The sequence below is a fragment of the candidate division WOR-3 bacterium genome, from assembly GCA_016926475.1.
GTDB lineage: Bacteria > SDB-A > SDB-A > SDB-A > SDB-A > JAFGIG01.
Genome location: JAFGON010000003.1, coordinates 1 through 12,107, shown reverse-complemented (window position 1 = coordinate 12,107; position 12,107 = coordinate 1). Strand labels below are relative to the sequence as shown.

General features: G+C 41.1%; 11 protein-coding genes. 4 read left to right on the top strand and 7 right to left on the bottom strand.

Annotation, left to right across the window (positions count from 1 at the left end; translation table 11 throughout):
- Nucleotides 1-209: 209 nt before the first annotated feature.
- Nucleotides 210-1,118 carry an AEC family transporter gene (locus JXA84_00105; protein ID MBN1149605.1) on the bottom strand — a complete coding sequence of 303 codons (909 nt, stop codon included), beginning with the start codon at nt 1,116-1,118 and terminating at the stop codon, nt 210-212.
- 87 nt (nt 1,119-1,205) lie between these two features.
- Nucleotides 1,206-2,870, bottom strand: coding sequence for a tRNA uridine(34) 5-carboxymethylaminomethyl modification radical SAM/GNAT enzyme Elp3 (locus JXA84_00100; GenBank protein ID MBN1149604.1), 1,665 nt, complete (start codon nt 2,868-2,870; stop codon nt 1,206-1,208).
- 34 nt (nt 2,871-2,904) lie between these two features.
- Here JXA84_00100 and JXA84_00095 point away from each other — a divergent pair, with 34 nt between their 5' ends.
- Nucleotides 2,905-3,630: a methyltransferase domain-containing protein gene (locus JXA84_00095; protein MBN1149603.1), complete on the top strand. Its 726-nt coding sequence runs from the start codon at nt 2,905-2,907 to the stop codon at nt 3,628-3,630.
- 266 nt (nt 3,631-3,896) lie between these two features.
- Here JXA84_00095 and JXA84_00090 read toward each other — a convergent pair whose 3' ends face one another.
- Nucleotides 3,897-6,050, bottom strand: coding sequence for a tetratricopeptide repeat protein (locus JXA84_00090; protein MBN1149602.1), 2,154 nt, complete (start codon nt 6,048-6,050; stop codon nt 3,897-3,899).
- 163 nt (nt 6,051-6,213) lie between these two features.
- On the opposite strand from JXA84_00090, the gene JXA84_00085 reads away from it, so the two are divergent.
- Together JXA84_00085 and JXA84_00080 are read left to right on the top strand one after the other, a co-directional pair.
- Nucleotides 6,214-7,227 carry a PrsW family intramembrane metalloprotease gene (locus tag JXA84_00085; GenBank protein MBN1149601.1) on the top strand — a complete coding sequence of 338 codons (1,014 nt, stop codon included), beginning with the start codon at nt 6,214-6,216 and terminating at the stop codon, nt 7,225-7,227.
- Nucleotides 7,228-7,244: 17 nt separating this feature from the next.
- On the top strand, nt 7,245-7,970 hold the full coding sequence (locus JXA84_00080; GenBank protein ID MBN1149600.1) for a hypothetical protein: 726 nt from the start codon (nt 7,245-7,247) through the stop codon (nt 7,968-7,970).
- Between the two features lie 14 nt (nt 7,971-7,984).
- Here the strand turns inward: JXA84_00080 and JXA84_00075 are convergent, their stop codons facing one another.
- Together JXA84_00075 and kdsA are read right to left on the bottom strand one after the other, a co-directional pair.
- The gene (locus JXA84_00075) at nt 7,985-9,007 is read right to left on the bottom strand and encodes a CBS domain-containing protein (GenBank protein ID MBN1149599.1); all 1,023 of its coding nucleotides are present in this window, start codon (nt 9,005-9,007) and stop codon (nt 7,985-7,987) included.
- Entirely contained in the window at nt 9,004-9,837 is an 834-nt protein-coding gene (kdsA, locus tag JXA84_00070) for a 3-deoxy-8-phosphooctulonate synthase (protein MBN1149598.1), read from the bottom strand. The genes JXA84_00075 and kdsA overlap by 4 nt, the downstream gene beginning before the upstream one ends.
- Before the next feature lie 90 nt (nt 9,838-9,927).
- Here kdsA and JXA84_00065 point away from each other — a divergent pair, with 90 nt between their 5' ends.
- Complete coding sequence (locus tag JXA84_00065) at nt 9,928-10,884, top strand: hypothetical protein (GenBank protein ID MBN1149597.1); 957 nt, start codon at nt 9,928-9,930, stop codon at nt 10,882-10,884.
- On the opposite strand, the gene JXA84_00060 is transcribed toward JXA84_00065, so the two are convergent.
- Nucleotides 10,866-11,645, bottom strand: a complete 780-nt coding sequence (locus tag JXA84_00060; GenBank protein ID MBN1149596.1) for an HAD hydrolase family protein — start codon at nt 11,643-11,645, stop codon at nt 10,866-10,868. The genes JXA84_00065 and JXA84_00060 overlap by 19 nt on opposite strands.
- Nucleotides 11,635-11,994: a thioredoxin gene (trxA, locus tag JXA84_00055; GenBank protein ID MBN1149595.1), complete on the bottom strand. Its 360-nt coding sequence runs from the start codon at nt 11,992-11,994 to the stop codon at nt 11,635-11,637. Before trxA ends, JXA84_00060 begins: the two co-directional genes overlap by 11 nt.
- Between the last annotated feature and the right edge of the window lie 113 nt (nt 11,995-12,107).

Sequence of the window (12,107 nt, the reverse complement as noted above, 5' to 3'; positions counted from 1 at the left end):
TAAAAAAACAAAAACTTCAGTTCAAACGTTCGCCTGAAAAGAAAACAGCTCCAGTTAAAACATGTCAAAAATATTTTCAGATCCTTTCCTTGCAAACACCGTTGAATTCTATCATGGATCTGATATTATTTTTCCTGTACCATTTTCAATCTTCTCAGCAAAGAGAAGATTTGCCATCCCTCTTTAGTCCCCCTTCTTGGAGGGATGGCTTATTTAGTGAAAATATAAACCAGAACGGGCAGGCTCATTAAGCTCAACAAGAGCGATAAGGACACTGATGCCGCCGCAGTTTTGGCATCGTGTCCATGAAGAGAAGAATAAACCACAGAATTGAAACCGCAGGGAGATGATGCTGCCATTATCACTACAAATTTCTCCGCCCACTGAAGATCTATTGCATTGATGACCGCAAATCCAATAGCGAAACCCAAAATCATCCTCATCGCTACGGCACTGACGGCAGTTTTACTCAATAAAATTTTAAAATCTAGAAGAGCGCCGAGAGAAAAAAGCACCATGGGGAAAGCCGGTTTTTCGAGAAACAAAAGTGTCTGATCCAATACCGCAGGAGACTTGATGTTGAAAAAGTTGAAGATAAAAGCGGATAAAACAGCCCAAATTGGTGGGGAGAGCATCAAATTGACGGCTGTCCTGCCAAAAGATCTCGTCGCCGAATAGCTTGAAAACGCGAAAAGAAAGGTTGCAATGACAACCATGTTGCCTATGTCGAAAATCATGAGTGAAGTCAAGCCCTTTTCTCCGGCGAATTCGTTTACGAAAGGCATTATAAAACTCGTGTTCATAATAGAGACTGCAAGTATAAAAGCGACGGATTCGCTTCTTTTGATTTTTTTAGACAAAATAACTTTAGACAAAAAAACTGAAACGAAAAAAAGAGAGATCAAAATCGTAAAGGATACAAAAGGCAGCAGGATCTGATTCGAGCTGATCTCGACATCATGTAGTATTCTAAAGGCGAGAAAAGGGAATATAAAATAAAAAAATATTTTTAAAAGCGTTCTCGCGTCTTTCTCTTCAATTATTTTCAAGCTCTTGGCAGCGAAGCCCAAAAAAAATGACGCGAAAAACGGAACCATCCTCAAAAGAATATCCAGCAACTATCCTCCAGTGAAACCAAAAATTATATTATCCTCTCAAAACAAAGTATACTATCAAAACAAGAAAAAAAGCCTCCGCATCGCAAATCAAATGGGCATATGCTGATACATATCTCCGTCTTTGAATCCAATCCCTCGGTAGTAATTCCTCGTACCTACGGATGAAATAACAGATAAAACCCTGTACCCTCTCTCCTTGGAAATTCTGCGAGCTGCCCTGACAAGCATCTTTCCAATCCCCCGGTGTTGACTCTTTGAAAAATCGTATTCTCCTATTTGAGCAGGCTCCCCATAGACATGAAGTTCTCTAATCACCGCCGAATTTTTCAATTCATCTAAAGTGAATCCTTGGTTTTCTGAGATTTGGCGACAAGCATCGGGAACCAGAGAAAGCCTTAGAAAACCCGTCAATTTATTTTTTCCGTCGACGCACTCGATGAATTTTTCCTCAAAAACGCCGCTGAAATAAGAGGTGACATTAATTTTTATTTCTCCGAAAATTTTATTCCTTCTAATTTCGCGGTTCCTTATATTCAAGTCGTTTCTGCCGGAGTCCCTTAAAATCTCTTCAACCTTTTCCCTTAAATTGTTGGGAGGTGAATCCCCCACCGTGCAGTTTTTTGGTATATCCCTGACTATTCTGTTAACTCGGCAGTAGTTTGGAGTCGCGCACAGCATTTTCGAAAGAGTATCAAGGAGATCCCTCTGTTTATAGTAAGTGTATTCACCCCTTGCGTATTTCGAATAAAGTGGGCTGTTATAAACAACCGCGACAGGGTATATTTTGACTTCGTCCGGGCATAGAGGACTTTGGAAAAGATTTTTGTACGTCATTATGTCTTTTTGCGGATTTGACCCCAGCAGATTGACCATTACGTGCGCCTGAATCTTGAAACCAGCTCCCCTCAAAAAGGAGAATGCCCTGGTTATGTCTTTGGTTTTGAAACCTACTCTGTTCTGGGCTAAAACATCCTCGTCGAGAGACTGGACGCCTATCTGGATTTTTGTGGCGCCTAGCCTTCTCATAAAAACAGTTTCGTCTCTGTCTATAAGGTCGACCCTCGTCTCAAAAGAGAGTCCCACGCACCTCGTCGGTGAATTTTCATTCTCTTTCTGAACCGAAACAAGAGAATCCATTGAGCCTCGGAGCTTGTTTTGCTCATTAGCATGGGATTCTTGCAACCCCTCATTGGTCTTGAATTCGTTAAGGGCTTCATAAATTCCTGTCGTGAAATCTATTCTGTATCTCTTCTCATAAGAACTGAAACTGCCCCCAAGTACAATAATCTCTGATTTTCCGGTGTTGTGCCCCGTCTCGCTTAATGCGGTGAGTCGGCTCAAAACCTGCCCATGAGGGTCAAAATTGCTTTGTTTCGCCCTCATCGATCCAGGCTCGCTCGATATATAACTTTTTGGCATTCCCTTTTCTTCGGGGCAAAACAGGCACTTTCCAGGGCACGGAAAAGGTTTTGTCATTACAGTGACGGCGGAAATACCGGATGAAGATCTGGTTGGCTTCGTGACGAGTATCTTCTCCAGGGCTGCGTTTCTTTCTATGCTCCCTTCAAGTGCCAGTTTTCTGTAAAGTTTAAAGATCTCTGCTTTGGCAAAAAATCCTCGCCCTTGCTTTGGATATTTCCTCAGTATTTTTCTCACATCAGTATCCTTGGGATTCTTCATGTTTTTCAGGGACAAAACCGCTGAATAAAGATTTGAATCGTCGAGATTTACGTGATATTTTTGTATGGTCATCCGAGTATTTTAACATGACAGTCAAGTTTTTCTTATGAAGCCAGATGAAATAAAAAATTGCGCTGATTTAAACAAAAAATTCTACGAAGAGAATTCAATGTCGTTTTCTTTTTCAAGACGTTTCAGCGATCCGGCGTGGAATCTGATTTTCGATGATTTTAGCAGTAAAAAGACGCGCCTTTCCATCCTCGATCTAGGATGCGGTAACGGCAGGTTTTTGGATTATTTTTCGAAAAAATTTCCATATTACAGGATCAAATATCTCGGAATAGACCAAAGCGAAGAAATGCTTCGAATCGCCCGTGAAAATTTCAAAAGCTCTAATGGCGTTTCTTTTCAAAAATCGCCTATCAGCTCTGATTACATAGGGAATTTCAAAGAATATTTCAACATTGTCCTCGCTTTGGGCTTGCTTCACCATATTCCTGAAAGAAGACTGGATTTTCTGGTCTCTCTTTGCAAAATTCTCGAACATGAGGGTTTAGCTGTCGTCTCACTCTGGAACTTTGAAAACATTTCAAAAGGCAAAAAGACCCCTTTGGAAGACTCCCGGAACGACTTTCTTTTGAGCTGGAATGGAGAGAAGGAAAGACGTTACTGCCACAGTTTCAGCCCAGATGAAGTCGTTGATCTTTGTTCGGAGTTGAAAAACAAGGGATACCGCACAGAAGTATTCAGAGCGGAAAGAAAAAACGGCGGGGTTGATTTTTTGTTAAAAATCCAAAAACAGTCAGAATTGAAAAGGGGGGTGTTTAAGTGAATTAGTCTGGGTTATCGCATGCGAGAATCTTGTCATACTTGAACCTCTTTATGCAATTCTCAACCTATCCCTATTAAAATTTCGTGTCCTTATTCCTGTGAACCTTTGCATAATCCGTTTCTTGTGACGCCTGTATTCGCGTGAGATTTCACGGATCAAATCATTTAACTTTTAATTTGCTGACTTTGAATATTTCACTTTCATGCACAAAAATTATATCAGTTGTCAATAATTTCGAGCGCAATTACCTCCGTAGAAACTCGAAATCAATTTTTTACCTTTTCTATAAAATCCTTCATTCTTTCAGCTTCAGGATTCTCAGGGCTCAGTTCGAGCACTCTGCCAAAGTAATAAGCCGCACTGACGCTGTCGCCTCTGATAACGTAAAAGACTGCGAGTTCCCGTTTAAACCTGTAGTCTGCGGGAAACTGCGAATCACCTTGTCGAAGTTTTTCAAGACCCGATTCGAAATCTTCCATATCCGAAAGGTAAATCAGTGAAAGGTTATAGAGCGCGTCGGAATCGGATGGAAATCTCTGGTGGATGACTTCAGCAAGAGCTAATTTTTCTTCTGACATCCCCGCTTCTGCCAATATTTCAACAGCCGTTATGAGGTCTTCAGAATCCGCGTCTCGATCAATAAAACCCTGCGAAGCGGATATCGATAGCTTCAACGACTTCACCAAACCCTCGGTTGAAGGGGTTTCAGGCAGGCCATCCAAAAGTTCCGAAGCTGCTTGGACTTGACCTCTGATGAAAAATATCTTCGCGAGGTTTACTTTCGGATCAACATACCCGGGGTTTATTTCCAGCGCATTCCCGAACATCTTTTCGGCTTGTGAATAGTCCCCGAGACAAGAATGGACTATCCCCAGTTTATTCATCAAAAAATAATTTCTCGGGTATATTTCAAGAGCTCTGGAATAAAACTGTATGGCTTTCTGATAATCCAGTGAAACGTAAGCAACATCTCCCCTCCCTATATAAGCCCCCCCGTAATCAGGATAAGCGTCTGTAATTTCGCTGTAAAGCGAGTCAGCTTTTTTAACATTAACTTCGAAATCAAAACCGCCGATCGCCAAATCGAGATACGCTGTGCCGAGATTGTTTCGCGATCTTATCCATCCTTGTTTGCAATTTTCTCCCGTCTTTTTCGAAGAATCCGTGAAAAGTGTAAGGTTGTTTTTCCACGCGGAACCTCTCAAATAAACAGTCAATGAGAAAGAAATCAGCAACAAAATCCAAACCGCTTTTGTCAATTTGCTCTTAAAGAAAACAAAAAGCGGCAAAATCGATAAACCCGCAACAGGCAGGTAAAGGTAGTGTTCCATCCCTGATTCGAACATCGGAATGAAATTCATAACCGGCAGCAGGGGAAGAAACCAAAACAAAAAGCCCCATAAAAAAAGTCTGTTCTTTCTATAAAAATACAGCGCGGCAAAAGAAAATACGGCACAGATAAGTCCGAAAATAAACTGCACGTCCAGAGCTGATCTGAAAAGGTTTATTCCTGTTTCGAAATTCAAAAAATAGGGGAATATGGTTCTGAAAACATAATACCCCAAAATTGACGGAATCGTCATGTAAAGCTTCAACAACCCGTCATCTCTTGTCCAAAAACTTTCGTCCACCGGTGTGAAAGGCGAAACGGAAACCGCCATTTTTCTCAGAAACAAATACAACAAAAACACCGGTAAAACTGAAAGAGCGTAAAACAGGACTTTTTGAACGGTAATTTTATCTCTCAAAAACAAAAAATAATAAAGGGCCAGCACAAGCAAGAACAGAACACCAGTCTCTTTGCTGAATAACGCCAGAAAAAACGACACAGGCAAAATTAAATATGCCCATTTGCTTTTTTTTCCAATCCAAACGCAACCAGTCAAAACAGCCAATGTCACAAAAAGGTCCCCTCTGGCGGAAAGCCAATAGACAGTTTGCGAGTTCGCAGGATGAAGGGCGAAAAAAAAGGCTGAGCTGATAGACCAGAAGAAAACACTCTTTTCATCTTTAGGCTTTTTTGTTTTGAAAAGTTTGTAATTATTTGATTTCATGTCTAAAGACAATATTCTCTTCACGAGTTTGTAAACCAAAAGTGAAGCCAAGAAGTGCAGAACAATATTGTCTAAATGATAAAAACCCCACTTGGTGCTCCAAATCAAATTTTCAATAGCGAATACTAGAGGGATCAAAGGTCTGTAGTAAGGCGATTCACCTCGAGTGATGTTGAAAAGATCTTTTGAAAATATTCCTCGGATGTCGAAATTTTTCACAAGAGCGTTTTTTTCAATCAGGGTTATGTCGTCGTAACAGAGGCCGTTGAACAAAGATGGAGAATAAGTTATGACGACAACCAAAAAAAGAAGCGTGAAAAATAAAAACTTTTTTGAAAAACTGAGTTCGCTGATTTTTTGGGTCAAGTGCAGCTCCTAAATAATTTTTTTGATTGATATTATCACGTATTAGAGACAATAAAAACCTGCTTGTTTTGTTTGATTTCCATACAAAAATCTTTGAATAGAGTGTATAATCGTTCATGCTGGTAGTTTGGCGATTCCACAAAAACATTGTTTTCAAGGGCAAATGATTCTTTACTTTTTATTCGGCCTTCTTGGGATAATATTTTCAACTGCCGTCCTTGTTATTTTTCTCAGGTGGTTTGACAGATACGAAAAGGAACCTATTCCTCTTCTCGCTTTTGCTTTTTTTTGGGGACTTATCCCCGCGGTTGTTTTTTCAATTATTTTGGAGATAATATTTTCCCAACCTCTTCAGCTCAATGGAAAGTCTGATCTGGCGCAATCTTTTTTTTCCGTAAGCGTCATAGCTCCGATCGTAGAAGAATTCGTCAAAGGTATTTTTCTTTTTTTACTTTTTTTATTTTTCAGAAAAAACATAGACGACGAACTCGACGGCGCTATTTACGGGGCGATGAGCGGCTTCGGATTTGCTCTCACCGAAGACGTTTTGTACTTTATTAAAACGCTTGAAAACGGCATAGCCCAAGGATATTTCAACGTTTTTTTGAGAAGCTTTTTGTTCGGTTCCAACCACGCGTTTTGGACATCTATTATCGGCTTTGCTTGGGGCTGGGCTCTTTTGTCGAGAAATAAAATCAAAGGTTTTTTGGTTGTTTTGACTTCATGGTTTGCGGCTGTTTTCTTGCACAGCCTTCACAACACCTGCACAATTCTCGTGCCTCATACGTATTGCCTCTCCATATTCGTCGACTTTTTCTTCAATTTCGGTGGGCTCGTGCTTCTGCTTGTCGTTTTGACCCTAATACATAAAAAAGAGGGAAAGCGGATAGAAAAGTACCTTTCCCCCGAAGTTTCATCAGGTCTTATAAGCAAAGAGAATTTGTCAATGATAATCTCCACTTACAGGCGTTCATCGGCTCGTTTAAAAGCTCTGAAGAATGGAGGAAAAAAAGAAAACAAGAAATTGGGGGAATTTTTACAGACCGCTTCGGAATTGTCTTTCAAACGTTTCAGGGCAGAAAATGGTTCTGACAAAAAGCTCGTAACCCAAATATCCGAACTCGCCAAAAAATTCGCCTCTCTCGCGCCAGAAGTTAAAAAATGGCTTGTCAAGTAATACGGTTATTAACCGCCTTGTTAGCAATCGAGGGTTTTTATGTGGACGAGAACAACGTTAAATATTTCAACGAAACTTTTTACGAAAACTACCAAGCCCGTTTAGAGTTATTCAGAGACCAAAACCAAAACGCTTTCCCGGGAGGGATAGTTTTCATAGGCAATTCAATAACCCAGGGCTTTGACCTGGAGAAGTATTTTCCCGGTATGTTGATCTATAACAGGGGAATAGTCGGAGACCAAATCGGCATAGGCGATTACGCAGGAGTGTCCAAAAGGCTCAAAGAATCGTGTTATGATCTCGCCCCGGCGTCAATATTCTTAATGATCGGGGTCAATGACATCGGTTCAAGGTCTGTTCAAAATTTGGCTTTGGGGTACGAAGAGGTTGTACAAGCTATATTCGACAGTTTTCCCATGGCAGAACTCTACGTGCAGAGTGTTCTGCCAACTTCCGGAAATTATTCCTCTTTAAATCCTCACATAGATTCACTTAACAATTTGCTGAAAATAATTGTCGACAATAAATCATTTTTCTATTTCATTAGATACGTCGATCTCAATTCAGAATTCAAAGATTCCGCGGGAAACCTGAAAACGGAATACTCATACGACGGAGTTCACCTGTCCCAGGAAGGATTCGACAGATGGGCTGAATTTATTTCACCTCTGATAAATAAAAATTTCTTTTTCCAAATGCCTTCAGACAGCGTCTTGGACGAAGATCTGCTGTTTTTAAACTGACTCCGGTTTGATTCTTAACCTATGAGTCCGAGTTTGACCAGATCTTGTATGTCAAGAATTCCCGCAGGCAGTTCATTCTCCACGACTATGAGATTGTCGAATTCATGTGTTGAAAAGAAGTTGACGGCTTCGTAAAGCAACGCATTAGCTGATATAGTCGCGGGTTTGGTGTAGTTAAAATCGGACATTTTACAGTTGACTACGGATTTATCCTTTTCCTTGATCATTCTTCTCAGGTCGCCGTCTGTGAATATGCCGAGAAGTTTTCCGTCTTCACCCACAACCGATATCGCTCCCAATCGCGATTCAGTCATTTTCACAAGTGCATCTACCAGCATGTCGGATTTTTTGCAGATGGGATTGTAATCCCTTATTACGTCTTTTACTTTTAAAGTCATCAACTTGGTATGTTCGTAAAATTTACTCGTCCCGGCTGAAGTGAGTGAATTTTCGCTGAGGCTCATGAGAACCGAATAAGGCACAGTGCATACGTGTGCCCCTGCTAGAAGAGCCTGCCTTACGTGTTCAGCGTGCCTGACGGACGAAACCATTATTTGGGTATCATATCCGTATTTCTCGGTTGTTTCGACGAGGTCGGCGACGAGGCTAACAGCGTCGTGCCCCTGGTCGTGAAGCCTCCCCACAAGAGGGCATACATAAGAAGCTCCGGCTTCCATTGCCAAATAGCCTTGGTTGAGAGTGTATACCAGATGAATGTTTACCGTATTGCCCTCGGATACGAGCCTCGTGCAAGCTTTTATGGAGTGGTTTGAAATTGGTATCTTGAAAACCGGTTTTCTGCTCAGTGGCAAAGAGAGAAGTTCGTGCGCTTTTTCTATTATCTCGTCGCTTGTTTTTCCAAGGGCTTCGACGTGAAGCTCAGGGACCATGCCGGAAAGTTTAACTATCGCGCTGTTTATATCAGTTATTCCTTTTCTGTGCATAAAAGTTGGAGTAGTGGTCAACCCCTTTAAAATTCCCAAGCCGAAAGCATCTTCAATCTCTTTGAAATCTACAGAGTCAAGAAAAATTCTCATTTTAATCCGCCTTTAATCAAATTGTGTATTTCTATCAATGGTTTGATAAATTCTTCAAATTCAAACACGTTGAGCTGGCTCGAAGAATCGCACAAAGCCTTTTCCGGGCTGGGATGGACTTCAACGAATAGTCCGTCGATACCAGAAGCGGTAGCGGCTCTCGCCAGGGTTTGCATATACTGTCTTTTCCCCCCCAACGGGTTAGCGCTAGGAATACCGTACCTCCTGACGCTGTGAGTGACATCAAAAATAACAGGATATCCAATTTTGTTCAACTCGAAAAAACTTCTCGGGTCAACGATCAAATCGTTGTAACCAAAGGTATAACCTCTCTCGGTCAGCATGATTTCGTAATTTCCTGCGTTTTGCGCTTTTTCCACAGGGAATTTCATGTTTTCCGGAGCTATGAATTGACCGTGTTTTATGTTCATTGGTTTGCTGGTTCTCGCGACCGCTTCGACGATCGAAGTCTGCATGCATAGATAAGCCGGAATTTGCAAAAGGTCCAAAACTTCCGAGGCCGGAAGCGCCTGTTCAGCGGAATGAATGTCCGAAGTAACGGGGACATCGAATTCCTCCCTTACCTTTTTCAGAATTTGGAGGCCGTTCTCCAGCCCCGGCCCTCTGTAATTCTCGGAAGAACTTCTGTTGTCCTTGCTAAAAGACGATTTATAAATGAGCCCTACCCCGAGATTGAAACATGCCCGTTTCAGAATTTCAGCTGTTTTGAAAGCAATTTTTTCGTCCTCTATCACACAAGGACCGGCAATGACGAAAATACCCTTTTCGCCACAGATTGTGTCTCCTACTTTTACTTTTTTTTCGCTCATAGATGATTTAGTGTAAACAGAAATCTCTTGCCTTGTTTCAAGGTTAAAATACAATTATAAGAAAGAAAAGTTAAAATGCAAGTTTCTGAATTGGAAAAAATAGTTTCTATTGTGAAAAAAGCCGGAAAGATTGCCCTTCAATACGGGGAAAACCTTTCAGTAAAACAAAAGAGCATGGACACGGCTCTTGACGCAGAAAAATCTTTCTTCGAAGAAAAATCCGTTGTCACGGAAGCTGATCTGGCAGTTCAAGACTACCTTATCAGTGAAATCTCAAAAGAGTACCCAGGAAAAATGGACGTTATAGCCGAAGAAATTTCTTCATTTTATCCAAAAAATGCCTTTTTAAGCTGGTGTAAAATCGAGAAATATACTCTTCTGATTGACCCCATAGACGGAACAAAGAACTACGCCGATTGGACAAAAGATAGGTCAAAAAAGTCAAAACTTTGGGCGGTATCCCTGTGCGTCCTAAAAAACACTGATCCGTTTTTCGGCATTATGCATTTTCCCTGTTTAGGAGAAGATTCCTGTATAATCACCGGAAAAGGCAAAAAAACACTTTTCAATAATACCGAAATCAGAATTAATTCAGATAAAGCTTTTAACGAGAACGATGTCGGCAGAATAAGCACTGTAATGGGGGAATCGGGAAGAAAACTCAATGATTTTCTGCAGCGTAACTCATTCAACCCTGGAAGTTTCACAGGAACATTTCTAGCGCTTCTCTTGAACACTTCATTCGAAAAGGCTGAATTTTATCCTCTCCTGAAGGAGCTACCACCTTATGCTTTTTACGCCGGCAAAAACATAGACATCCTCGATTTGTCATGCTCGACACTGGCTTACAAAGAAGCGGGTGGTTTGGTCTGTGATTCATCGGGAAAAGAGATCAATCCTTTTGACTTTGTGGTGAAAAACGAAGCCCGTTCGGCTTTCATTGTAGACAAAAATTTTTTCTTCTTTCCGGGCAAACTGTATTTTAAAACTATAGACGGATACTGTAAAAAAACCATGAAAAAAAATCTTCAGGAATTTTTGGAATAGAGCAGAATGGTTTCGAGGATTTCCGACACCCCATCTCCGTAATACTTTCCGCTTGTGTAAAGTACTCCTTTTTCCAGAGTTTTCGTCAGAAAAGAAATTTTTTTTCTGCCTTCTAGAATTCTCAATGCTTTTGGGGAAAGATTTTTGGGCGCGAACGAATAATCAGACTTTTCAAGAAGGGTGACATCGTTGTAAGAATCGGCGATGGCAAAAACTTCACGGCCCCGGGCTACGGTTTCCAAACCCGTGAATTTGTCGTAACCCTCAGGGACAACATCAACGGCGACATCGGAATGCGTCGCGTAAAAAAGTTTTTCCTCTTCTTTATCGAGAAATTCGCAGATTTGGTCGAAAACACACTCCGGGTCTTCTCCTGAAAATTCATCCCGCGTGAACAGACTCACGGTGCAGAGTCTTCGGGCAAAATACTTAACCCCTTTTAGCTGGGCTCTTCTGAGCCTGAGCTCAAGATCTTTGGCGGCTTTTACGAGTTTTTCTTCAACGAGTATTTTTTCCGTTTTTCCATCGCTGTAAACGCATCCTGTCTCAAGAATCAAACCGTCGGTGTTCTCGAATATTTCAGCCGGTATATGTTCTTTGGCAAATTCTAGATCGTTTCCTGAACAGACGTAAATTCTGAAATCCCTTTTCAAATCGAAAAGAATTTTGGAAATTTTAAGGGCGATTCCGGAGTCAATCTTCCAAAACTTGTCCAGCAACGTTCCGTGAAGATCTACTCCGAGAACTTTTTTAAGCGGCATCTACCTTGAGAACTTCTTTAATAGCTTGATGGAAAGTTTTTTTCGGCAGAGCTCCAACAGCCATTTGGGGTTTTTCACCCTTGGGAACAAAAAGAATGCTGGGTATGCTCTGAATTCCGAAAACCGATGCCAGTTCAGGTTGGTCTTCCGTGTCGACAGAATAAATGTTGATTTTACCATCATACTCTCTGGAGAGTTCTTCAAGTATCGGGTGAACCATTTTGCAGGGACCGCACCAATCAGCGTAAAAGTCGATTATACAAGGCAAAGGGTTTAATAAAACCATATCTCCGTCGTTTTCGTAATTGAAAATTTTTTCTTTAAAAGTCTCTTTCGTCAATTTTTCCATTTTTTTTCCTCCAAAGAAATTTTAAAATTTTAACCTGGTATTCCAAAACAAGTCCCGACAGATTTGGCACTGCGGACTATTTCACCTTGAGCCGGAACCAATTTCTGAGAAAC

What these genes read in the sequence shown, in the direction of transcription:
- JXA84_00085 (MBN1149601.1), top strand. Translation starts at nt 6,214, where the DNA reads ATGATTCTTTACTTTTTATTCGGCCTTCTTGGGATAATATTTTCAACT.
- JXA84_00095 (MBN1149603.1), top strand. Translation starts at nt 2,905, where the DNA reads ATGAAGCCAGATGAAATAAAAAATTGCGCTGATTTAAACAAAAAATTC.
- kdsA (MBN1149598.1), bottom strand. Translation starts at nt 9,837, where the DNA reads ATGAGCGAAAAAAAAGTAAAAGTAGGAGACACAATCTGTGGCGAAAAG.
- JXA84_00100 (MBN1149604.1), bottom strand. Translation starts at nt 2,870, where the DNA reads ATGACCATACAAAAATATCACGTAAATCTCGACGATTCAAATCTTTAT.
- JXA84_00060 (MBN1149596.1), bottom strand. Translation starts at nt 11,645, where the DNA reads ATGCCGCTTAAAAAAGTTCTCGGAGTAGATCTTCACGGAACGTTGCTG.
- trxA (MBN1149595.1), bottom strand. Translation starts at nt 11,994, where the DNA reads ATGGAAAAATTGACGAAAGAGACTTTTAAAGAAAAAATTTTCAATTAC.
- JXA84_00075 (MBN1149599.1), bottom strand. Translation starts at nt 9,007, where the DNA reads ATGAGAATTTTTCTTGACTCTGTAGATTTCAAAGAGATTGAAGATGCT.